General features: G+C 61.9%; 21 protein-coding genes. 5 read left to right on the forward strand and 16 right to left on the reverse strand.

The window, feature by feature from the left end; all coding sequences use genetic code 11:
* Positions 1-4 precede the first annotated feature (4 nt).
* From murF to dapF, 15 genes are all read right to left on the reverse strand, one after another.
* Positions 5-3010 carry a bifunctional UDP-N-acetylmuramoyl-L-alanyl-D-glutamate--2,6-diaminopimelate ligase MurE/UDP-N-acetylmuramoyl-tripeptide--D-alanyl-D-alanine ligase MurF gene (gene murF / locus PHS32_RS14960; RefSeq protein WP_301079829.1) on the reverse strand — a complete coding sequence of 1002 codons (3006 nt, stop codon included), beginning with the start codon at positions 3008-3010 and terminating at the stop codon, positions 5-7.
* On the reverse strand, positions 3010-4752 hold the full coding sequence (locus tag PHS32_RS14965; protein ID WP_301079830.1) for a penicillin-binding protein 2: 1743 nt from the start codon (positions 4750-4752) through the stop codon (positions 3010-3012). The genes murF and PHS32_RS14965 overlap by 1 nt, the downstream gene beginning before the upstream one ends.
* A complete protein-coding gene (gene ftsL, locus PHS32_RS14970; RefSeq protein WP_301079831.1) occupies positions 4749-5087 on the reverse strand; it encodes a cell division protein FtsL in 339 nt (112 codons plus the stop codon). Before ftsL ends, PHS32_RS14965 begins: the two co-directional genes overlap by 4 nt.
* Positions 5088-5169: 82 nt before the next feature.
* Positions 5170-6111 (reverse strand): 16S rRNA (cytosine(1402)-N(4))-methyltransferase RsmH, encoded by a 942-nt coding sequence (gene rsmH, locus PHS32_RS14975; protein WP_301079832.1) that lies wholly within the window; start codon positions 6109-6111, stop codon positions 5170-5172.
* Positions 6112-6120: 9 nt separating this feature from the next.
* On the reverse strand, positions 6121-6549 hold the full coding sequence (gene mraZ, locus PHS32_RS14980; RefSeq protein WP_301079833.1) for a division/cell wall cluster transcriptional repressor MraZ: 429 nt from the start codon (positions 6547-6549) through the stop codon (positions 6121-6123).
* Between the two features lie 341 nt (positions 6550-6890).
* On the reverse strand, positions 6891-8213 hold the full coding sequence (hslU, locus tag PHS32_RS14985; protein ID WP_301079834.1) for an ATP-dependent protease ATPase subunit HslU: 1323 nt from the start codon (positions 8211-8213) through the stop codon (positions 6891-6893).
* 63 nt (positions 8214-8276) lie between these two features.
* A complete protein-coding gene (gene hslV, locus PHS32_RS14990; RefSeq protein WP_301079835.1) occupies positions 8277-8822 on the reverse strand; it encodes an ATP-dependent protease subunit HslV in 546 nt (181 codons plus the stop codon).
* 17 nt (positions 8823-8839) lie between these two features.
* Complete coding sequence (locus tag PHS32_RS14995; protein ID WP_301079836.1) at positions 8840-10651, reverse strand: STAS domain-containing protein; 1812 nt, start codon at positions 10649-10651, stop codon at positions 8840-8842.
* 41 nt (positions 10652-10692) lie between these two features.
* Positions 10693-11919 (reverse strand): RNA polymerase-binding protein DksA, encoded by a 1227-nt coding sequence (gene dksA / locus PHS32_RS15000; protein ID WP_301079837.1) that lies wholly within the window; start codon positions 11917-11919, stop codon positions 10693-10695.
* 44 nt (positions 11920-11963) lie between these two features.
* Entirely contained in the window at positions 11964-13004 is a 1041-nt protein-coding gene (locus tag PHS32_RS15005) for a GTP-binding protein (protein ID WP_301079838.1), read from the reverse strand.
* Between the two features lie 64 nt (positions 13005-13068).
* Entirely contained in the window at positions 13069-14250 is a 1182-nt protein-coding gene (locus PHS32_RS15010) for a class I SAM-dependent methyltransferase (protein WP_301079839.1), read from the reverse strand.
* Positions 14251-14330: 80 nt separating this feature from the next.
* Positions 14331-14642, reverse strand: coding sequence for a hypothetical protein (locus tag PHS32_RS15015; RefSeq protein WP_301079840.1), 312 nt, complete (start codon positions 14640-14642; stop codon positions 14331-14333).
* A gap of 72 nt (positions 14643-14714) precedes the next feature.
* On the reverse strand, positions 14715-15665 hold the full coding sequence (locus PHS32_RS15020; protein ID WP_301079841.1) for a tyrosine recombinase XerC: 951 nt from the start codon (positions 15663-15665) through the stop codon (positions 14715-14717).
* 207 nt (positions 15666-15872) lie between these two features.
* Positions 15873-16559 (reverse strand): DUF484 family protein, encoded by a 687-nt coding sequence (locus PHS32_RS15025; protein WP_301079842.1) that lies wholly within the window; start codon positions 16557-16559, stop codon positions 15873-15875.
* On the reverse strand, positions 16556-17431 hold the full coding sequence (dapF, locus tag PHS32_RS15030) for a diaminopimelate epimerase (protein WP_301079843.1): 876 nt from the start codon (positions 17429-17431) through the stop codon (positions 16556-16558). Before dapF ends, PHS32_RS15025 begins: the two co-directional genes overlap by 4 nt.
* A 45-nt stretch (positions 17432-17476) precedes the next feature.
* Here dapF and PHS32_RS15035 point away from each other — a divergent pair, with 45 nt between their 5' ends.
* The gene (locus PHS32_RS15035) at positions 17477-18055 is read left to right on the forward strand and encodes a carboxymuconolactone decarboxylase family protein (RefSeq protein WP_301079844.1); all 579 of its coding nucleotides are present in this window, start codon (positions 17477-17479) and stop codon (positions 18053-18055) included.
* A gap of 51 nt (positions 18056-18106) precedes the next feature.
* On the opposite strand, the gene PHS32_RS15040 is transcribed toward PHS32_RS15035, so the two are convergent.
* Entirely contained in the window at positions 18107-19084 is a 978-nt protein-coding gene (locus PHS32_RS15040) for a tripartite tricarboxylate transporter substrate binding protein (RefSeq protein ID WP_301079845.1), read from the reverse strand.
* Between the two features lie 133 nt (positions 19085-19217).
* Between PHS32_RS15040 and PHS32_RS15045 the strand changes: the two genes are divergently transcribed.
* From PHS32_RS15045 to PHS32_RS15060, 4 genes are all read left to right on the forward strand, one after another.
* Positions 19218-20873 (forward strand): MBL fold metallo-hydrolase, encoded by a 1656-nt coding sequence (locus PHS32_RS15045; RefSeq protein WP_301079846.1) that lies wholly within the window; start codon positions 19218-19220, stop codon positions 20871-20873.
* A gap of 91 nt (positions 20874-20964) precedes the next feature.
* Complete coding sequence (locus PHS32_RS15050; protein ID WP_301079847.1) at positions 20965-21783, forward strand: M90 family metallopeptidase; 819 nt, start codon at positions 20965-20967, stop codon at positions 21781-21783.
* A gap of 27 nt (positions 21784-21810) precedes the next feature.
* Positions 21811-22611 carry an RNA pseudouridine synthase gene (locus PHS32_RS15055; protein WP_301079848.1) on the forward strand — a complete coding sequence of 267 codons (801 nt, stop codon included), beginning with the start codon at positions 21811-21813 and terminating at the stop codon, positions 22609-22611.
* A 2-nt stretch (positions 22612-22613) separates the two neighbouring features.
* The coding region (locus PHS32_RS15060; protein WP_301079849.1) for a hypothetical protein at positions 22614-22872 on the forward strand (259 nt) is incomplete at its 3' end.

The following is a 22872-nucleotide window of genomic DNA, read 5'->3' on the forward strand; positions in this document are numbered from 1 at the left end:
GACGTTAACCGGCATGGTTTTCTCTTTTCCATTTTTCATTTGAGGCCTCGGTTGTGATGGCATCGACCAAGCGTTCCATCTTCATGAAGCGGGACCCTTTGACCAGCACACTGTCAGTCTGCGCAAGTTCAGCCAGCAGCGCCGTCCGGAGCGAATCCATATCGCCAAAATGGCGGCCGGCTCCGAAGCTGGTCGAGGCGGCCACAGACAGATCGCCGAAAGTAAACAAGCGATCGACACCCAGGCTGCGAGCCAAGGCACCGACTTCGGCGTGGAACTGCGGGCCTTGATCGCCCACTTCACCCATGTCGCCCAGCACCAGCAGACGCCGGCCCGGCAGCGCTGCCAGCACTTCGATGGCGGCACGGACCGAGTCCGGGTTCGCGTTGTAACTGTCGTCTACCAGGGTGATGGGATGCGCGCCCCACTGAAGCACCAGTGCACGGGAGCGCCCCTTGACCGGTTCAAACGCGGCCAGGCCCTGGGCGATCGCCGCCAACGGCACGCCGGCAGCCAGCGCGCAGGCAATTGCGGCGGTTGAATTCTTGACGTTGTGCAGACCGGCAATATGCAAGGCATAGTGCAGCGGGCCATGCGTTGTCTCGACCGTCACTTGCCAGGCATCGCCCAACCAGATCGCCTCGCGGCAACGGACTTCGACGCCGCTTCCCGGCTCGTCGTCCGAAATACAGAATCGCTGCACCGCACGTTGCCCGGCGCGGGTCGCCCAGGCAGCGCTGTAGCGGTCGTCGCTCGGGAACACCGCCACGCCGCTGTCGGGCAGTGCATCGATGACGGCACCATTTTCCTGTGCCACCGCCGCCACCGTTGCCATGAATTCCAGATGCTCGCGCTGCGCGTTATTCACCAAAGCCACGGTCGGCTGCGCAATCGCTGCCAAAACCGAGATTTCACCCGGGTGGTTCATGCCCAACTCAATCACCGCCAGCTCGTGATGACGGCGCAAACGCAGCACCGTCAGGGGCACGCCAATGTCATTGTTCAGATTGCCCTGGGTGGCCAGGAAGGCCTCTGGCTTGAAGGCACTCAGGATCGCCGCAATCATCTGCGTCACCGTGGTTTTTCCGTTGCTGCCGGTCACCGCAATCAGCGGCAGCTTGAATTGCGCGCGCCACTTGGTGGCCAGCGCCGCCAGGGCCAGCTTGGCATCCGCCACCACCAGTCCCGGCAGGCCGGCGGCGCGCAAGCGCGCGTCGGCGTCGCCCTGGCACAGGGCCGCCACCGCACCTTTGGCCTTGGCCTCAAGCAGAAAATCATTGGCGTCAAAACGCTCGCCGCGCAGCGCCACAAACAAATCGCCCGGCTCGACGGTACGCGTATCGCTGTGCACGCGCCGGAAAGAGACCTCGCCGCGGCCCACCAGGCGCGCAGTGCCCAGCCACTGCCGGGCCTGCTCCAAGGTCAGCATGCCGTGTTCACGGAGCGTCCCCGGTGGGATGGCGGGTGCCAGCCAGGCGTGCAAGGCACGGCGCACGTGCTCCTGATCGGAAAACGCCAGCCGCCGGCCCGCTACCTCTTGGTAGTCTTCATGCCCTTTGCCGGCGATCAACAACACATCGCTGGCGGCTGCCTGGGCCAGCGTCTGGGCAATCGCCAGCGCGCGGTCGGGCGCCACCGTGACGGCGCCATGACCGGTCAGACCGAGCAGGATCTGGCTGATGATGGCCTCCGGTTTTTCGCTGCGTGGGTTGTCGCTGGTCACCACCACATGGTCCGCGTGGCGGGCGGCGATGGCACCCATCAAGGGTCGCTTCGTCGCATCGCGGTCGCCACCACAGCCAAACACGCACCAAAGCTGGCCGCCGCGTTGCCGGGCTACCGGCTGCAAGGCCAGCAAGGCCTTGTCCAGGGCATCCGGCGTATGGGCGTAGTCGACCACGGCCAGTGGCTGCTGCGGCAGCTGGTGCGTTGACCCAACGCCGGTCGCATCCTGAGACAGCCCAGCGCCGCTCACCACTTCCATGCGCCCCGGTACCGGCGTCAAGCCGGCGCAGGCGTCGACCACGGCCGCCAGCGGCACGCCGATCGAGCGCATGGCCGCCATTACACCCAGCAGGTTCGAAACGTTGTATAGCCCAATCAGCCGGGTCTGCAGTCGATAACTCTCGCCACCCATGGCGCCGGCCGCGGACTCCTGCACCGTGAATTGCAGACCCTGCGCGTCGTGGCAAACGTCGCAGGCCTGCAGTCTGGCCGCACCGATGCACGAAACCGTCCAGACATCGAGTGCGCCAGCAGCCAGCGTGCCCGCCAGCGCCGCGCCCTGAGGGTCGTCGATATTGATGACCGCCGATTTCAGGCCCGGCCACGCAAATAACTGTGCCTTGCTGTGCCAGTAAGCCGCCATCGAACCGTGATAGTCCAGATGGTCTTGTGTCAAATTGGTAAAAATGGCAGTCCGGACACGGGTGCCGGCCAAGCGCTGCTCTTCAATCCCGATCGAAGAGACTTCCATCGCACAGGCCTTGACTCCCTCCTCGGCAAAGCGCCTGAACGCTTGTTGCAGCAACACCGGGTCCGGCGTGGTCAGACCGGTGGCCACGATGGCGGGCGGTCGTCCTATGCCCAAAGTACCCACCATGGCGCATGGAATGGGCGCAACCAGCTTCAACTTCGACAAGGCCTGGGCCAACCACCAAACGGTGGAAGTCTTGCCGTTGGTGCCGGTCACCGCCAGCACATCGAGCTGCTCGGACGGGTGTTCGAAATAGGCCGCGGCGATCAGGCCGCTGGCCGCTTTCAGGCCAGCGTAAGCGGCAACCCTTTGATCCCTGAAGGCGTAGCGCTCGACGCCCAACTGCTCCACCAGGCACGCTTGTGCGCCGTGGCCCAGAGCGCCGGTCACGTACTTGCGAGCGTCATTGGCCGCGCCCGGCCAGGCGATGAAGCCATCCCCCGGGCGCAGCTTGCGGCTGTCGCTGTGAAGGGTGCCACTGGCGCGACTTCGCAACCACTTGGCGGCATCTATGGGCGTATGAAATTCAAGCATCAAAAGCTTTCTTCCACCGCTTGCGCCACGATTTGCGGCTTGACCGCCACATCCGGCGCCACTCCCATCATGCGCAGCGTCTGTTGCACCACTTCGCTGAACACCGGAGCCGCCACCGCGCCGCCGTAATACTGGCCGGCGCTGGGTTCATCGATCATCACCGCCACAATGACACGCGGCTTCTCGATCGGTGCCAGGCCGACGAACCAGCCCCGGTATTTGCGGTTCCCGGCGCTGCCGTAGCTCTTGCCCACCTGTTTGTAGGCGGTACCGGATTTGCCCCCCACCGAGTAGCCTATGGTCTGCGCTTTCTGCCCGGTGCCACCTGGCCCGGCCGCCATCTGCAGCATCTTGCGCACCTGACCGGCGGTGCGTGCCGACAGCACCTGAACGCCAAGCGCCGGCTCGCTGCTCTTGAGCATGGTGAGCGGAATGATCTGGCCGTCGTTTGAAAACACGGTGTAGGACCTGGCCATCTGAAACAGCGAGGCCGACAGACCGTAGCCATACGACATGGTGGCCTGCTCAATCGGTCGCCAGGTCTTGTAGGGACGCAACTTGCCCGACACGGCACCGGGAAAACTGATCTGCGGTTTTTGCCCAAAACCCGCTTGTGAGAACAGCTCCCACATTTCGCGCGGTTGCATTTGCATCGCAATCTTGGCAGCGCCAATATTGCTGGACTTCTGAATCACGCCCTCCACCGTCAACACACCGTTGGGGTGCGAATCGGAAATGGTGGAGCCGGTGATGGTGAACTTGCCGGCACCGGTGTCAATCAGGGTCTGCGGCGTCACGCGACCGGTCTCCAGACCGAGCCCGATGGTGAATGGCTTCATGACCGAGCCGGGCTCAAAGGTATCCGTCAGCGCCCGGTTGCGCAACTGCGCGCCGCTCAGGTTCTGCCGCCGCATGGGCGAGTAGCTGGGGTAATTGGCCAGCGCCAGGACTTCACCGGTGACGACGTCCAGCACCACCACACTGCCGGCCTTGGCCTGGTATAGCTGCACCGCATCGCGCAACTTCTGATAGGCAAAGAATTGCACCTTGCTGTCGACGCTGAGTTGCAAATCCGGTCCGTCGACCGGCGCAATCTGCTCGCCCACATCCTCCACCACCCGCCCCATGCGGTCCTTGATGACGCGGCGCGACCCATTGTGGCCCGCGAGTTCCTTGTTGAACGCGAGCTCAATACCCTCCTGACCAATGTCCTCCACATTGGTGAAGCCCACCACGTGGGCAGCGGCTTCGCCTTCCGGGTATTGACGCCGGTACTCCTTGCGCTGATAGACGCCCTTGATCTTCAAGGCCATGATCTCTTGCGCCACCGAATCGTCGACTTGCCGTTTCAGCCAGACAAAGGTCTTGTCCTCGTTTTCCAGGCGTTTGCTGAGTTCCGCCAGCGGCATATCAAGCAACTTGGCAAGTTGCTGCAACTGGGCCGGGTCGCGCTCGATGTCTTCGGGAATGGCCCAGATACTGGGCGCCGGCACGCTGGACGCAAGGATCAAACCATTGCGGTCCAGAATGCGGCCGCGATTGGCCGGCAATTCAAGCGTTCGCACAAAACGCACTTCACCCTGTTTTTGAAAAAAGTCATTGGCAATCACCTGGATGTAGGCAGCGCGCGCAGCCAGCGCGCCAAAGCCAAGGGCAATGGCGGCCACAATGAACTTGCTGCGCCAGACCGGCGTCCTGCTGGCCAGCAAGGGACTGGAGGTGTAGGCGATGCTGCGACTCATTGGATACGCCCGGTTGCAGCAGAGCCGCGTGGCTCTGAGGCGGTGGCGGCGGAAGGCACGGCAGACGACGCGGCGCCGTAAGTCACGTAGTAGGTCACGGCCGGCGTTGTCGAGCGCATCTGCAATTGCTCCTTGGCCAGTTTCTCGACCCGCAGCGGCGTCGCCTGCGCGCGCTTTTCCACCTGCAGGCGCTCTTTGTCGGCTTCGAGTTGACGCGCCTGCGACCGCGCTTTGTCGAGATCCGAGTAGAGCTGGCGCGACTGGTATTGCACGTTCACCAGATACAGGGCACTGGCCAGCAGCGCCAGCAGCAGCAGCAGATTGAATCTGGTCATGATTGCGCCCCCACGCTTGTCACTGCGTGTACTACGCTGCCCCCCAAGGGGTCCTTCGCGCCTTGGGACGGCCCGGCGCCGCTCATGCCTCGGTCCTCAGCGCCACGCGCATCACCGCGCTGCGCGCGCGCGGATTGGCTGCCACCTCGGCGGCGCCGGGTTTGATGCGCGCCAGGGCTTTCAAACGCATCACCTTGGGCGGCGCAAAAGGGGCGCGCCGGTCGTATTCATCACGCGAGTGCTGCGCGATGAACTGCTTGACGATACGGTCCTCCAGCGAGTGAAAACTGATCACCACCAGGCGACCACCGGGTGCCAGAACGTGAAGACTGGCGGCTAACGCCTGTTGCAACTCTTCAAGCTCGGCGTTGATGAAAATCCGAAAAGCCTGAAATGTGCGCGTTGCAGGGTTCTGGCCCGGCTCGCGGGTTTTGACCGCGTCAGCCACGAGTTGGGCCAATTCAGTGGTGCTTGAAATTGGGCCCCGTTCCTGTCGGCGAGCAACAATCGCCTTTGCAATGGAGCCAGCAAACCGTTCTTCACCGTAGTCACGTATCACCTCCGCAATTTTGTCAATCTCGGCAGTCTCCAGCCACTGCGCCAGGCTCTGTCCGCGCGTGGTGTCCATGCGCATGTCCAGTGGACCCTCGAACCTGAAGCTGAAACCCCGCGCCGGGTTGTCGATTTGCGGCGAACTGATGCCCAGATCAAGCAGCACACCTGCCACGCTCGCCGGCGGCAGCTCACCCAGATGCGAGAAGCCCTGGTGCCGAATCGAAAAGCGGGAGTCCTCGATGCTCGCGGCTTCGGCCAGGGCTTCCGGGTCCTTGTCGAAAGCGATCAAATGCCCTTGCGGCGCCAGCCTGGAGAGAATCAGGCGGGTGTGACCACCGCGGCCGAAAGTGGCATCCACATAGGTCTGTGCCGGCGCCGCCGGATCGTCGGGGCGGGCAGCCGGATTGTCGAGAAGAGCATCAACTGCTTCGTTCAACAAAACGGTGCTGTGTTTCCATGAGGTTTCCACCGTCAACCTTCAGAAGGAGAAATCCTTGACGACGTCGGGCATGTTGCTGGCCATCGCTTCGGCTTCCTGGGTTTCGTAAGTCGCCTTGTCCCACAACTCAAAATGATTGCCCATGCCCAGCAGCATGGTGTCTTTCGCGATGCCTGCGGCCTGGCGCAACTCGGGAGACACCAGCACACGGCCGGTACCATCTATTTCGACATCCATGGCATTGCCCAGAAAAATCCGCTTCCACCACTGGGCCGACATCGGCAGCGCCGCAATCCGCTCACGAAACTTTTCCCACTCGGGGCGCGGGAAAAGCATCAAGCAGCCATGGGGATGCTTGGTGATGGTGAGTTGGCCATTGGCCGTGGCACTCAAGACGTCACGGTACCGGGTCGGCACGGAAAGCCGACCCTTGGCATCCAGACTTAACGATGAGGCCCCTTGAAACACGACAGTGCACCTTTGTTGGTAGAAATACAAAAAAATGAAAGTACAAAGGCACTTTTCACCACTTAATTGCACTTTTTTGCACTGTACCAGCAAAAACAGTCGCTGCAAATGGCCATGCAACAAATTATTTCAATGAAATCAAGGACTTAGGACCGACTTCTGAGAAATTCGAAACGAAAAATCGTTCTAAATTAAGAACTTAGCGCTGGTTGTCAAAGTGATGCTTGAACATATCCCGAAACCCCCATCGATTCGGGAAAGAGTTGGTGAACGTCCAACATCTGACAATCAGTTGGGGACAGAGCAAAATTGCTATGCACTTCTTGGTCTGTCCCGCAAGGTTACAGGATGTACCTTGAAAGATCTTCGTTCCGGCTCAACTCGCCCAGCCGGGCGTCGACATAGGCGGCATCCACCGTGACGGTCTGGCCGGCCAGTTTGGCGGCATCAAAACTGACCTCGTCAAGCAGCCGCTCCATCACCGTGGAGAGGCGCCGTGCGCCAATATTTTCGGTCCGCTCATTGACGTCGAACGCAATGTGCGCCAGCCGAGTAATGCCCTCATCGAGAAACTCCACGTGCACATTTTCAGTCGCCAGCAAGGCCTGGTATTGCTTGACCAGCGAAGCATGCGTTTGCGTCAGAATCGCAACAAAGTCCAACACCGACAAAGACTGCAACTCGACGCGAATCGGAAAGCGCCCCTGCAATTCGGGGATCAGGTCGCTTGGCTTGCTCAGGTGAAAAGCACCCGAAGCGATGAACAGGATATGGTCCGTCTTGACCATGCCGTATTTGGTGGATACCGTCGTGCCCTCCACCAGCGGCAGCAAATCGCGCTGCACACCCTGGCGCGACACCTCGGCACCACTGCCCTCGGCGCGTGAAGTAACCTTGTCGATCTCGTCGATGAACACGATGCCGCTCTGCTCCAGCAGGTGCAAGGCCTGCGTCCTGATTTCTTCCTCGTTGACCAGCTTTGCCGCCTCCTCTTCGATCAGCAGCTTGGAGGCTTCGCTGATTCTCAGTTTGCGCAACTGGCGCTTTTGTTGCCCCAACTGGCCAAACATGCCGCGCAACTGCTCGGTCATCTCTTCCATGCCGGCGGGGCCCATGATTTCGAGTTGCGGCGCCGACTGCGCCAGATCGATTTCAATTTCCCGCTCCGCCAGCTGCCCTTCGCGCAGTTTTTTCCGAAAAGTCTGGCGCGCGCTGCCCTTTGTCTCGGCGCTTTGCGGGCCGCCGAAATCGCCACGCGGCGGTGGGATCAGGATGTCCAGCAACCGGTCTTCGGCAGCGTCCTGGGCGCGTGCGCGTACTTTTTTCATCTCGACGACGCGGGTTTGCTTGACCGCAATATCAGCCAAGTCCCGGATGATGGCATCCACATCCTTGCCGACGTAGCCAACCTCGGTAAATTTGGTGGCCTCGACCTTGATGAAAGGGGCATCCGCCAGCCGCGCCAGGCGCCGCGCAATCTCTGTTTTTCCAACGCCCGTCGGGCCTATCATCAGAATATTCTTGGGCGTGATCTCCGCGCGCAAACCCGGCTCCACCTGCTGGCGCCGCCAGCGATTGCGCAAGGCAATGGCAACCGCACGCTTGGCCTGCTGTTGGCCAACAATGTGCTTGTCGAGTTCAGCAACAATTTCTTGGGGTGTCATGACTTAATCAGTTGGGGACAGGGCTTGCTCACTGCGTGTAGCTTCGGACTGTCCCGCAAGAGTTCATAAGGTTTCTATGGTGTGGTTCATGTTGGTGTAGATGCAGATGTCGGCGGCAATTTCCAGCGACTTCTTGACGATATCGGTCGCCGACATGTCCGTGTGGTTCAGCAAGGCGATGGCCGCGGCCTGTGCGTAAGCGCCACCCGAGCCAATCGTCACAATTCCGTTCTCGGGCTCCAGTACGTCGCCGTTGCCGGTGATGATGAGCGATGCTTCGCTGTCGGCCACCGCCAGCATGGCCTCCAGGCGCCGCAATACCCGGTCGGTGCGCCAATCTTTGGTGAGTTCAATGGCGGAGCGCACCAGATGCCCCTGGTGTTTTTCCAATTTGGCTTCAAAGCGCTCGAACAGGGTAAAAGCATCGGCCGTGGCACCGGCGAACCCGGCCAGCACCTTGCCGTGATAGAGCTTGCGCACTTTGCGGGCCGTGCCCTTGACAACGATATTGCCCAAGGTAACTTGCCCGTCACCGCCGATCGCCACTGAGTAGCCATCGGGCGTCTTGCGCCGCACGCTGATGATGGTGGTACCGTGAAATTGTTCCATGCTAGCCGCCGTAAAAATCAACTGGTGCGCAATATGACCCGCGCATGCTCGTTGATGCCGATCACGTTGAAAAATGCCGCCACCAAGCGCGGCACATCGCGAAACTGGACATGACAGCCTTCGGCCTCGCGCGCGGCAACCCAGTTAAGAATGCTTCCGGCGGCGGAAAAATCGACCCGTATCAGCCGGTCGCAGGAAATTATCAGGCGCTTGGCGCCTTTGAGCCCGTCCTGAAGTTTGTCCAGCGCCTCCGCCGCGTCACCCAGCACCTCGCCGGCCAGTTCGATGACGGCCGATTGCGCGTCAAATTCCATCAGCTCGGTGCCCTCTTCACCCGGTTGAAGATGGAAGTCGGAGACCGCCACGCCATGCATCAGTTCGTCGCCATCCTCGACCCGACTGGCTGGATTCATCCGCTCGGAAACATACTGGCATTGCGCGTTCTGCCAGGGCGGCGGTGAAACTTCATAGTTGACACAATAGTCCAGCGCCGCCAATTCGAACTCGTCCTGCAAGCGCATGATGCGCAGCGCATCCAGGCGCAGTCGCCACCAGAACAGGGGAACCCCCTTGTCGCCCGAGGGGGTCAACGACCTGATGATTTTCTCAAGCACATCGGCGCCGTCAAAATGCAAAATCACCGGTTGCACACACCACTGGCTGAACAAGTCGGCCAGGGCTTCGCCCGCATCGGGCGTGATGGTCTTGAGCCGACTCCAGTTCAGATGCCAGGGCTCAGGCGAGCGCGACAAGCTTGCACGCATGGCTTGCAAGGCCTGAAAATCAAGCTCGGCCGGGCACTCCCATACGACCTGCGTCACTTGCGCCGACTGCGCAAGCTGCTCCAGTGGCGCCGCGGCAGTTTTGCGCCCCAATAAGTCGGGCGTGGAAAACCACGCCGGCGCCGAGTGCCCGAAGCGTTGTGCGTACTCGATGGCGACGCGATCGAAACTGTCCTGCTGTCCGGTCGCGCGGTACAGGTCAAACAAGGCTGCGGCCCAGCCGTTGGCCGACTCCGGACGAATATTGTCCGACTTCAGGGCCGCCAGCAAACCGGCCTCGGCGCCCACATCATCACCATTGGCGAAACGGATCGCCGCCTCTTCCATGTCCGTATCGGCCAGACTGTCGCCCATCTCGATGGAGAACAACTTGGAGGGTGTAAAGCCACTGATGCTGGACTCGGGACTCTTGCTGGCCGAACTTTTGAACACCATCATCTCGGGCATCAATTCGGTACTGACGACCCCAGCCGGCTCCGTCATGCCCATCTGCGTGGCTTCAAAGTCGGTATTTCGTCCCCCATCGCCAGCGTCGCCGGCCGCCGACGCCGACCCATCGGCAAAAGCGTTGGCGCCACCGCCCGGTGCGGCGGTCATCGGCGTACCGACACTCGCCGGCAATGGCAGGTTGCCGGAAATCGGGAAATTGGTACCGTTGACAGTGGTCTCGTCCTGCTTGCCCTTCCACCACTGCTTGGACATCTGGGCTTCAATTTCATCAATCTTCTTGATCGTCTCGGCCCGCTCGTCCAGATTGGAGGTGGTGGTGGTGCCCTGAAAGAAAGAAGGGCGACCCGCCAGATCGGTCCGGATCACCGGACCGTTGCGACGCAATTTGCGCAATTCATCAAATTCCCGCCGACGGACAAAATCATTTTGCCGTTTGCGCTCGATCATCTCCTTGAGCGACTGCTTGCTATAGCCTCTCTCCGGTTCCGGCTCGGACTCGGACTCGATCTTGTCCAGCTCTGACCAGTCCTTCGTCGGGTGACGAACGAACTTGGCCACCTTGGACAACAAACCAGCGGTAGTACCTTTAGTCGCCATGGGGCTGCACAGTAGGTTGAAAAACCACTAACAACAGGCCATCAATCTCCAAACATCTTCTGTTTGAGTTCACGCCGTTGCTGCGCCTCAAGCGACAGATTGGCGGTCGGGCGCGCCAACAGACGCCCGACGCCAATGGGCTCACCGGTCTCATCACAATAGCCGTAATCGCCAGCGTCTATGCGCGCTATCGACTGTTCAATCTTCTTCAACAGCTTGCGCTCCCGGTCCCGCGTACGCAGTTCAAGCGCATGTTCTTCCTCGATGGTGGCCCGATCCGCGGGGTCAGGCACCACCACGGTGTCCTCCCGCAAATGCTCGGTGGTCTCGCCGGCGTTGCTCAAAATGTCTCTCTTGAGCTTGATCAGGCGCAGACGAAAAAACGCCATCTGCGTTTCGTTCATGTACTCATCGTCGGGCATGGCGATCACCTCGGCGTCGCTCAGTTGCTCAACCGCCTTGGCTTTCCAGTTGTTGGCAAGTTTGGGATCTTTCTTGATGGACGACGCCAGCGGCGGAACAATCAGAGGGGACACCACACTTTGGGTAAAACTGGCCTTGGCGGCGGTTGAGGCGACCGACTGTGCCATCGAGGGCACGGTCAATTGCGCCAGCCGGGAAGAGGGTCGGCCAGCCCTGGCCGGTACAGCAGAACTGGTTACCGGGCCTGGTGTTGGCAACACCGTCTTGACGGCCGACACCGGGGGCACGGCGCTGGGCTTGGGTGCCACCAGCTGGGGCTTTGCTGCTTTCGCGATCATCGTTCTCACAGAATCCTTCTCTTTGACTTTATCTTTGACTTTTGCTTTGGCTTTGACCGCCTTGACCGCAGCCGACTTGACCCCCTTGGCGGGCACCACTTTGGCGGCCGGCTTGCGCTCCTTGGCCCCCGCGGCGGCCTTCGCTGGGACTTTCACCGGCGACGCTTTCTTGACGGGCGGCTTGGCTTTCGCCACCGGTTTTGCAGGGGGCTTGGCCGCAGCTTTCACCGCAGGCTTGGCCTTGGCCACCGCCTTGACCACTTTAGCCACCACTTTGACTTTCCCGGCTTGAGCTTTCACTTCTCGTCTCCTCGCAGCATCTGGCTGCGCATGTACATCGCTGATGGACCTTCGCTTTGCGTTGGCCGCGGAGTCCAACACCTTACTTTTGGGGCTTGGCTCGTCAATACAAGCCTTTGAATGCTTGTTTTGCTGAACTTGGCTGGCGCGCGAGTTTACCGGTTTACCCGGGGTGAAACCCATAAGTTGCAAAATCGAGACAAACATCTTGCTTCCGACCTCACGACTTAGAACTTGTTCTTAAAGCCGCATCAGACAAGACATTGCGCCATGCCCTGCAAGAAAATGTCCTTCGGCAGGTCAATGCCGATGAACACCATTTTGCTGGAACGTTTTTCATCCTTGGCCCAGGCCGGCCCCAGATCACTGCCCATCAATTGGTGAACGCCCTGGAAAATCACCTTGCGGTCAGTCCCTTTCATGTGCAGCACGCCTTTGTAACGCAGCATGCGCGGACCATAGATATTGACGATGGCGCCCAGAAAATCCTCCAGTTTGGCAGGGTCAAAGGCGCGCTCCGACTTGAAAACAAAACTCTTCACGTCGTCGTCATGGGCGTGGTGATGTCCGCCATGCTGGTGCGACGGATGGTCGCAGTGCTCGCCCGGCGCATGATCGTGTCCCTCATGCTCATCCTCCTTGAGGAAATCCGGATCAATATCAAGCTTGGCATTCAGATTGAAACCGCGCAGATCAAACACCTCGGCCAGAGGTACCTCGCCAAAATGCACCGCTTTTTGCGGCGCGCGCGGGTTCATGTGCTTCAAGCGGTGCATCAGCGCAGCCACCTCATCACCGGATACCAGATCGGTCTTGCTGATAAAGATCTGATCCGCAAACCCGACCTGACGGCGGGCCTCCTGGCGCTCGTCAAGCTGCACTTGCGCGTGTTTCGCGTCGACCAGCGTCAGGATCGAGTCCAGCAGGTAACTCTCGGCTATCTCATCGTCCATGAAGAAGGTTTGCGCTACCGGGCCGGGGTCCGCCAAACCAGTGGTCTCGATCACTACGCGGTCAAAATCGAGCAGCCCTTTGCGCTTCTTGGCCGCCAGCAGTTGCAGCGCCTCGCGCAAATCCTCGCGGATGGTGCAGCAAATACACCCATTGCTCATCTGGATGATCTGCTCCTTGGTATCGGATACCAGGATGTCGTTGTCTATGTTTTCTTCGCCGAATTCGTTTTCAATGACGGCAATTTTCTGCCCGTGCGCCTCTTCCAGAACCCGTTTGAGAAGCGTGGTTTTGCCCGAGCCGAGAAAGCCCGTCAGTATGGTTGCAGGGATGAGACTCATCGTTTCTGTCAATCGATTGGGACGGTCGTGAAGGAGGGGAGTGTAGCGGGCAATTGACTTTGGCTCATTTGCGCATCACCACCAGCCCCTTGAGGTACTCGCCTTCCGGGAAATTGATGGTCATCGGGTGATCCGGCGCGCCGCCCAGGCGCTCGACGATATAACCGTCGACGCCGGCGTCAATGCCGGCCGAAGCGACGATTTTATGAAACAGGTCGGCGCTGATGCCGCCCGAGCAGGAGTAGGTGAACAGAACACCACCGGGCGCCAGAATCTTGAACGCCAGCCGGTTGATGTCCTTGTAGGCACGCGCCGCGCGCTCGGCATGCGCCAGCGTCGGCGCAAACTTGGGCGGATCAAGAACGATCGCGTCAAAAGTCTTGCCATCAGCGCCAAACTGGCGCAAGGCGGCGTTCACATCGGCATCCATGAAACTGGCCCGACTGGCCGCAAAACCGTTCAGGGCCACATTGGCGGCGGCCTTCTCAATGGCGGGGCCGGAGGAGTCTATGGAGGTGACATGGGCCGCGCCCCCGGTCAACGCCGCCACCGTGAAGCCGCCGGTGTAGCAATAGCAGTTGAGCACGCGCTCAAAGCTCAGGCGCCGGGCGGTGTCAGCAAACTTCTTGCGGCTGTCGCGCTGGTCCAGGTAAAAGCCGGTCTTGTGTCCGCCGGCAATATCGACCGCCAACTGCCAGCCGTGCTCGCGCAACAGCAGATCGGTCGCGCCACTGCCGCGCAACCAGCCGGTGCGTAGCGGCAGACCCTCGCGCTCGCGGCCGCTGGCATCGGAGCGTTCATACAGCTTGGAGAGTCCGGTCGCCGCCAGCAAGGCCTGCGTCAACACCTCTTTCCAGCGCTCGGCGCCGCTGGAGAGAAATTGCGCCACCAGAGTGGCGCCATAGCGGTCCACGATCAGACCCGGCAAACCATCGGACTCGCCATGAACCAGCCGCAGGCCATCGCTCTGGATGTCGAAGCGGGCTCTAGCGTCGACAGAACGGGCACAGGCGGCGGTAAAAAAAGAAGCATCGATGCGCTGCGCCTCGTCAAAACTCCAGGCCCGGGCGCGGATTTTCGACGCCGGGCTGAAGGCGGCCCAGGCCAGAAATTGGCCTTCGTGCGACTCCACCCGCACCGTCTCGCCAGGGTCGGCGGCGCCCTTGGCGATGGCGGACTCAAAAATCCACGGATGGCGGCGCAGCAGCGAGCGCTCCTTGCCGGCTCTCAAACGAATAGTTTTCATAGGCCAATTGTCGGGCCAGACGCCGATGCACCAGCGCCAAACCTTTTTCTCGCGCAGCCCCGACAGGGCGGGGCAAAAGGTCAGTAAGTGATCGCCATCGCCGGGACGTCGACCCGGATCATGGGTTTCCGCAACGCCCCATGAACCGCCTTGACGTATTCGGATGACCATTTCGGGTTCTCGAACCAGGCTGCGCCGGCGGCCTCGGACACCCGCAGCACCTTGTCGGCCGTCAACACCTTGCCGCTGGCACGCAGCGGTTCGCACTCCAGTGCCGTGAACTGGGCATCCAGCCAGGCCCGCGCCACATCGTGTGCCATCGGTGGGCCTTCCTCGACGTGAAAATGGAATTCAAGCCCCTTGTCCAGCAAAACCATTATTTGACTGCGCATAAAGTACCTTTCCGTGTATGAGCTGGAGTGTCGCCGAAATGACGGCGAAAAATTAGAAAAACGGCGCCGCCATTACTTGATCTTGGCGCGTGGATGAGCCGCATCATAGGCTTTGGCCAGGTGCTGAAAATCGAGCCGGGTGTAGACCTGTGTGGTGGTGATGCTGGCGTGGCCCAGCAACTCCTGCACCCCGCGCAAATCGCTGCTGGACTGCAACAGGTGGCTGGCGAACGAATGGCGCAGCATGTGCGGGTGCACCGGCGTCGCCAGCCCGGCCTGCAAGCCACGCCGACGCAGGCGCTGCCAGATCGATTGGGCACTCAGGCGGGTGCCGTTGCGGCCGATAAAAAGCGCCCTCTGTTCCGCCTGGCCGACCGTCGGGTCGCGCAGCGCCAGCCAGTGCTGCAAGGCCGCCAGCGCCTTGGCACCCACCGGCACCGTGCGCCGCTTGGCTCCCTTGCCCAATACATGGGCCTCGGCGGCCTGCAAATCGATCCAGCCGCGCGCGCCGGCACCGGCCAGCACATCCAGCCCCGTCAACTCGCCGACGCGCAGGCCGGCGCCGTAAAGCAGCTCGACGATGGCGGCGTCGCGCGCCTCCAGCCAGGGGTCCAGGCTGTCGCTCTGAAAACTGGCCAGTTGCACCGCCTGATCCACACTCAAGGCTTTCGGCAGGGGCTTGCCGGCCTTGGGTGCGCGCACGTCCTGCACCGGATTGCTGGCCACCAGACCCTGGCGCCCCAGCCAGGTATAGAACCCGCGCCAGCCCGACAGAATCAGGGCAATGCCACGGCCGCTACGACCAGCGCCATGCATTTGCGCCACCCAGCGCCGGATGTGGCTGTTTTGCACCGCCAGCAGGTCGACCTTCGCCTGTGCCGCATAGTCCGTCAGCTTCTGAAGGTCCAGCGAGTACAGCTCCACGGTACGCGCCGCCAGACGCTTTTCGACCCGCACGTGCTCCAGATAAGCCTCGGTCAAGTGAGCCCCCACGCTTGCCACTTCGTGTGCTGCGCTGGACATGCCACTGCCAGAGGCAGAATCTCTTCGCCCTGTCCCGATGTGCGCAGGCACATCGGGAGCCGCAGGGCTCAGCCCCGAGGGGGCCGTGCCTTGCTTGGGGCGGCCCGGCGCTGCGGCTGACGTATTTGGGGTCAGAGTCCGATTTCGTTCGGGATGGCTGTACTGCGGGCACATGGTGGTCCTGAATCCGGATCTGACCCCAACAACTTATCTCAATCTTGACAGCGCGGCGCTGGCCAGCTCGGCGATGCGGGCCAGAAAGTCGGTGCCCATGGTGCTGTTGAAACGCTGCGCGTCCGGCGACGCCAGCACCAGCAGACCAAACGCCGCTGCCGCGCCGCCCAGCGGCTCGCTGCGCAAGGGCAGGATCGCGAGCGAGGTGGCAGACAGCGGATCGGCCAACCAGCCGACCACCTCAAAACCGGTGTTGACACCGCAAAACGGCTCCGTCAACGAGGAGGCGAACAGTTTCACGTCATCACTCACGCCACCGGCAAAGTCGGCCTGGGCAAACTGCGGCGCCACATCCCAGACCTTGATGGCAACCTGGGGCACCGAGAACTGCTGGGCTATCTGGCGCGCAATCTGGTCCGGCAGGGTCATCGCATCGGTCGTCTGAAACAGCTTGCCGGCCCAGCGCAGCAGCTTGTCGGACAGGATCAGGTTCTCGTTGCCGTTGCGAACCATGTCCATGATGCGATGTTCCAGCCCCTTGATTTTTTCGCGCAACATGCTGGCCTGACGCTCCTGCAGGCTGACGGCGCGCGTGCTGTGCGGGCTGCTGAGTTCCACGGCAGCCAGCAGCTCGGCGTGGCGCTCAAAAAAGTCGGGCGAATTGGCCAGGTAGTTGGCAATATCGTCTTCGGTCAGGGGATGGGTCAATGGAGTGTTCATAAGTTCTCGCTCAAATCAATTTCGCCATGAAAAACTGTGGTCGCCGGCCCGGTCATCAGCACGTTGGCGCCGCCGCCGGCCCAAGCGATGGTCAAGAGGCCGCCGCGCGCCTGCACCTCCACCGTATCGTCCAGCAGTCCCAGCCGGATGCCAGCCACCACCGCCGCGCAAGCCCCCGAGCCGCAGGCCAGGGTTTCACCCACGCCGCGCTCGAACACCCGCAGGCGGATGTGCCCCCGGTCCACAATCTGCATGAAGCCGGCATTCACCCGTCTTGGAAAGCTCGGGTGGTGCTCAATCAAGGACCCCTGCGCCTGCACCGGCGCGCTGTCGACATCGTCCACCAGTTGCACCGCATGCGGATTACCCATGGACACCAGTGCCACCAGGACGGTGCTGGCCTGAGCCCCTTCGCCCAGGCGCAGCGGCCATTGTTGCCAGGCGCCAGCGGCCTGCGCTTGCAGGATGCCGGCCTCGAACGGAATCTCGGCCAGTTCGAAAACTGGCCGCCCCATGTTGACCCGCACCCGCCCATCGGGCATCAGTTGCGGCTCGATCACGCCGCCCAGCGTCTGCACCCGGATCGTGTCCCTGTCGCACAGGCCCCGATCGCGCACAAAACGGGCGAAGCAGCGCGCGCCGTTGCCGCACTGCTCGACCTCGGCGCCATCGGCGTTGTGGATGACGTATTCAAAATCGATGCCCGGGGCCGGGGACGGGCGCACCGTCAAGATCTGGTCCGCGCCGACACCAAAATGCCGATCGGCCAGAAAACGGTAATGAGCAGGGGTCAAGCCGAGCCGGCCCCGGGTCTCGTCCAGGACCACGAAGTCGTTGCCTGCGCCCTGCATTTTGGTGAATGAAATTCGCATGGGGGAATTATCCCTTTATCCTCGACACTCTTCTGAAAGAAAACCATGCGCATCCCTGACTGGAGCAGCACCCTCAAACCTCAGCCCCAGGAACTGGTCCAGGCCATCCTGGCACGCCGCGGCGGCAGCCTGCTCAACCTCGACAAAGCCCTGCTCTGGAGCGAGCCATTGGCGCGCGGCTGGAACGTCTTCCTGAAAGCCGTGCGCAGCGAGCTGTCCACCGACCGCCGCCTGCGCGAGCTGGGTATCTGCACCGTTGCCCTGCTCACCGGCGCGCATTACGAATACCATCACCACGCACCCGACTTTCTGGCTGCCGGCGGCACGCAGGCTCAGCTTGACGCCCTCAATGTCTTCGTCAAGACCGACCCGCTGGGCGTTCCCGCGGACGCTTTGCTGGGTGAACTGGAAACGCTGGTGGTCCGGTACGCCGCACAGATGACGCTGAACGTGGCTGTGGACGACCTGCTATTCGCCGCGCTGCGCGAGCACTTTGACACGACGCAGATTGTCGAGCTGACCAGTGCCATTGCCACTTACAACATGGTGGCGCGGTTTCTGATGGCGCTGGGCGTGACGCCGGAGAAGGAAAATTTTCCGCCGGGCCGCCCCAAGGAAAATTAGCCCCCGGGGGGGGCAGCGCAGCACACGCAGTGGCAAGCGTGGGGGCTACATTCATTCCGCCTTGATCCCGTTGTCCTTCACCACCTTGCTCCAGACATCCATCTGCTTCTCAATAAACACCCGGGCGGCATCGGATGACCCGCCGACCACATCGATACCCTGGGAGTCAAGCCGTTTGGCGACGTCGGGCAGCCGCAAGGCCTTGTTGATTTCCTCGTTCATGCGCTTGACGATCTCGGGGGGCGTCCTGGCCGGCGCCAGCACGGCCCACCAGGCGGGAGCATCAAAACCTGCAAAACCACTCTCGGCCAGCGTCGGAACGTCGGGCAAATTGGCTGAACGCTTGCTGGTGGTCACGGCCAGTGCTCGCAGGCGCTTGCCGTCGATATGGGGCTTGACCAGAAACACCGAACCGATCGCCAGGGGAACATGCCCGGCCAGGGCATCGTTCATCAAGGGGCCGCCGCCCTTGTACGGAATGTGCTGAAACTCCAAGCCACCGCTCTTGCCCAGCAAGGCCATGGCAAGATGACCCAAACTGCCCGAACCAATGGAGCCGTAGTTCACGCCACTCTTTAACTTGGCAGCGGCCACCACATCCGCAAAGGTCTTGAAATTCGACTCAGCCTGGGTCGCCAGCACCATGGCCCCAGTGCCAATCAGCACAATCGGAGTCAGGTCCTTTTTCGAATCAAACGGCAGACCCGGAATCAAACTGGGATTGACGCCATGCGTGTCAAACACCACGGCAAAGGTGTAGCCATCGGCCGGTGCCGCCGCGACCGCGGCGGCACCAATCGAGCCGGAGGCGCCACCCTTGTTATCGACAATAACGCTTTGCCCGAGCTGCTGGGAAAGGGGTTGAGCCAGTAACCTGGCCACCTGATCGACCGAGCCGCCCGGCGGGAACACCGCCACCAGCTTGATCGGCTGTTTGCTTGGCCAGACCTGGGCCTGTACGCTGAGCGGCGTTGTCACGCAGATTGCGATGGCGATGGCCACAAGCCGGCCCCATGTTTGACATTTCATTGTTGGTCTCCGTTCAATAATCGACTGTCGGTCGCAGAGCATACGCTGGCGATTCACAAATTCAGCATGGGGTTTACGCAAACATCACCGTCGCGACACCCGGCGCACTGATTTTGGTTGCAAAATTCACTTCATGGCACGCCCCAACCAACTCCTGCACCCCCAGCGCGAACCCGTTGCTACCCGTCCCGCCGCCACCGTGCTGCTGTTGCGCGACAGCGCCCGCGGCATTGAAGTGCTGATGACGCGCCGCTCCATGACGGCCAGCTTTGCGCCGGGCGCCTATGTCTTTCCCGGTGGCGGCGTGGACGCGCTGGATGCCGCCAGCCACGCCCAGGCAAAGCGGCGCGCGACGCAGAGCGATCTGCACCTGACGCAAGCCATCGCCGCCATCCGCGAGAGCTTCGAGGAACTGGGCGTGCTGCTGGCGCGCCGCAACGACGGCAGCCTGGCCGAGCACAGCGACATTGCCGCGCTGGACCGCGCCAGGCCTTTTGCCGCCCAATGCCAGCGCCGTGGTCTGACGCTGGCCGCGGACGAGGTCTTTGTGTTGGCCCACTGGATCACCGACCGCGACCTGGCGCGCCGTTTTGACGTGCCGTTTCTGGTGGCGCGCATGCCCGAGGGGCAAACACCGGTGGCCGACGAGTCGGAACAATTCGAGCCGGTCTGGGTGCGCCCGCAGGACGCACTGACACGGCACCAGGAAGGCCAGTTTTTCATCATCTTCCCGACCATACGCACGCTGGAACGGCTGCTGACCTACGAGACGGTGGACGCCGTCTTGCGGGCCTGTGCCGCCACCGAGCAACCGCTATGGACCAGTTGCCCGCGCGCCGGTCTGCTGGCCGGCCGCGAGGCGCGCTACATGGAGCACGACCTGCCCTACGGCGAGCTGGCGCTGGTCTGCCCCGACGGCCAAATCGTGCATGCGCTGGACTGGCAGTCGGAAACACCGGTGGCGCTGCTGAAAAACGTGCTGCGCCTGACCGCCCCGAATCCCGGCGCCATGACCGGCCCCGGCACCAACAGCTATCTGGTGGGCGACCCCGGCACCGGCTATATCGCCATCGACCCCGGCCCGGCCGACCCCGAGCACCTGGAAAAACTGTGGCGCGCCGCCGCCGGCGACATCCGCATGATCGTCTGCACCCATTCGCACCCGGACCATTCACCCGGCGCCGCGCCCTTGCAAACCATGTGTGCGCCGCCACCGCCGATCCTGGGTCTGCCCTCGGCTGCCAGCGCGCGCCAGCACAGCCAATTCACACCCGATCGCGCGCTACAACACGAGGAACTGCTGACACTCTCGGGCTGGGCTCAGGACGCTGCCGTCACGCACACCCTGAAGGTATTGCACACCCCCGGCCACGCCGCCAACCATCTATGCCTGCTGTTGCTGGAAGACCGTTTGCTGTTCAGCGGCGACCATGTCCTGAGTGGCAGCACCACGGTGATCGATCCGCCAGACGGCGACATGACGCGCTACATCGATTCGCTGGACCTGCTGAGCGCCGCCTGTGCCCAGCACGCCGTCGAATTCATACTGCCGGCGCACGGCCACGTCATCGGCGGCTATGCCGGTGAAGCGGCTGACGCCATCGCCCGCCTCAAGGCCCATCGCCTGCAGCGTGAGGCCAGGATTTTGCAGGTCATGCAAACCCACCCCAGCGGCACACCCGACGAGTGGGTGGCGCACGCCTACGACGATGTCCCGCAACAGATGTGGCCGGTCGCCAAGCGCTCGCTGCTGGCGCATGTAGCGCGCATCGAGGCAACGCAGTCTTGACGCGTTAAATCGGCGCCGAACACCCGACTCTTGAAAGAGCAGGCTTCGTTCCCAGCTACAGGCCTGTAACTTTTCACCCGGGGGACAGACTTTGCCAGCACTCATTGTTTCCTGCCTGGCCCTGGTATTTGTCCTGTGGCTGCTGGGCCAGCCCTACCTGACCGAGCGCAAACGCCAGCGGATTCGCGAGCGTCCCTTCCCCGCCGCCTGGCGCGAGATACTCAAGCAGCGCGTGCCCTACGTGCGCAGCCTGCCGGTCGACTTGCAGTTGCAACTCAAACGCCACATCCAGGTCTTTCTGGCCGAGAAGAACTTCATCGGCTGCGATGGTCTGACGGTTACCGACGAGATGCGGGTGACGATTGCCGCGCAGGCCTGCCTGCTGATCCTTAACCGATCGCGCGGCTACTACCCGAAACTGCGCGAGATCCTGGTCTACCCCGGCAGCTTCGTGGTCGAGCGCGAGCACACCGACGGCATCGGCGTCGCCCACCATGCGCGCCAGGTGTTGGCGGGCGAATCCTGGGAGCGCGGGCAGGTGGTCCTGTCCTGGCACGACACGCTGGTCGGCGCCGCCACGCCGGACGACGGTCAAAACGTGGTGATCCACGAATTTGCCCATCAACTGGACCAGGAAACCGGCGCCGCCAATGGCGCACCGGTGCTGCCGCGGCGCGACCAGTACGCGCGCTGGTCGCAGGTGCTGGGGGCCGAATTCAGGCAATTGCAAATGGCGGCATCGGAGCGGGAAGAGACCTTGTTCAGCGACTACGGCGCCAGCGACCCGGCGGAATTTTTTGCCGTGATCTCGGAAGTGTTTTTTGAGCAGCCCGGGCGGATGGCCCAGGAGCACCCAGCGCTGTACCGTGAACTGACGCTTTTCTATCGCCTGGACCCCCTCAGTTGGTAAGGCGCGACGACGGTTAACATCCTGCCAATGATTGCCGACAAGAAACCACAGCCCGAAGCCGCCGCGGCCGAGGAACGTTTGTCCAAGCGTGTCGCGGCCATGCTCCCCTGCTCGCGCCGTGAAGCCGAACAGTACATCGAAGGCGGTTGGGTGCGGGTCGACGGTCAGGTGGTGGAAGAACCGCAATTCCGGGTCGCCCGGCAAAAAGTCGAGCTCGACAAAAACGCCAGCCTGATGGCCAGCGTGCCGGTCACACTGCTGTTGCACAAGCCAGCCGGCTATGACGATGGCGCGGAAATGCCGGCCGGGGTTCGCCCGGCCCCCAACGCACCGCTGGCGGCGCGGCAATTGCTAGAAGCCGGCACACGCGATCCGGACGATCCGTCGGGAATGCGTCTTCTGAAGCGGCACTTTGCCGCGCTGATTTCACCGGTGCCGCTGGAAACCGGCGCCAGCGGCCTGCTGGTGTTCACCCAGGACTGGCGGGTGGCACGCAAGCTGACGGAAGACGCCGGCGTGATCGAACACGAAATCATCGTCGAGATCGAAGGTAGCGCCAGCCCCGACACGCTGGCGCGACTGAACCACGGACTGAGCTCAGACGCCAGGCCCTTGCCGCGCGTCAAAGTCAGCGTCAACAGCGCAGGCGAGGGCAAGAGCAAGCTGCGTTTTGCCGTCAAGGGGACCCATCCCGGCCTGCTGGCCTATCTGTGCCAACGGGTCAATCTGAAAATCCTGAGCATGAAACGGATCCGCATCGGGCGCGTTGCCCTGGCTCATTTGCCAATGGGCCGCTGGCGCTATTTGCAAGCCCATGAGCGTTTCTAGACTTGCGTGCCCGGCTCTGGCCCAGCGGCCATCCGAAAATATTCGATAATGAAACCAGTATTGATTTGGATCCATTTATGATTTTCCGTTCTTTCAAGTTGTTCTTCGCCGCGCTGATCGCCGCACTGCTGTTGGTCGCTTGCAATAGCGGCGATCCGACTCCGGCGCCAAGCGGGCTGGCCGTCACCGCCGGTGAATCGTCGGTCACGGTGTCCTGGGATATGACTGACGGCGTTGAATACTGGCTGTTTTTTGGTCCCA

Source organism: Rhodoferax sp., from assembly GCF_028714215.1.
In the GTDB taxonomy this organism is placed as follows: domain Bacteria; phylum Pseudomonadota; class Gammaproteobacteria; order Burkholderiales; family Burkholderiaceae_C; genus Rhodoferax.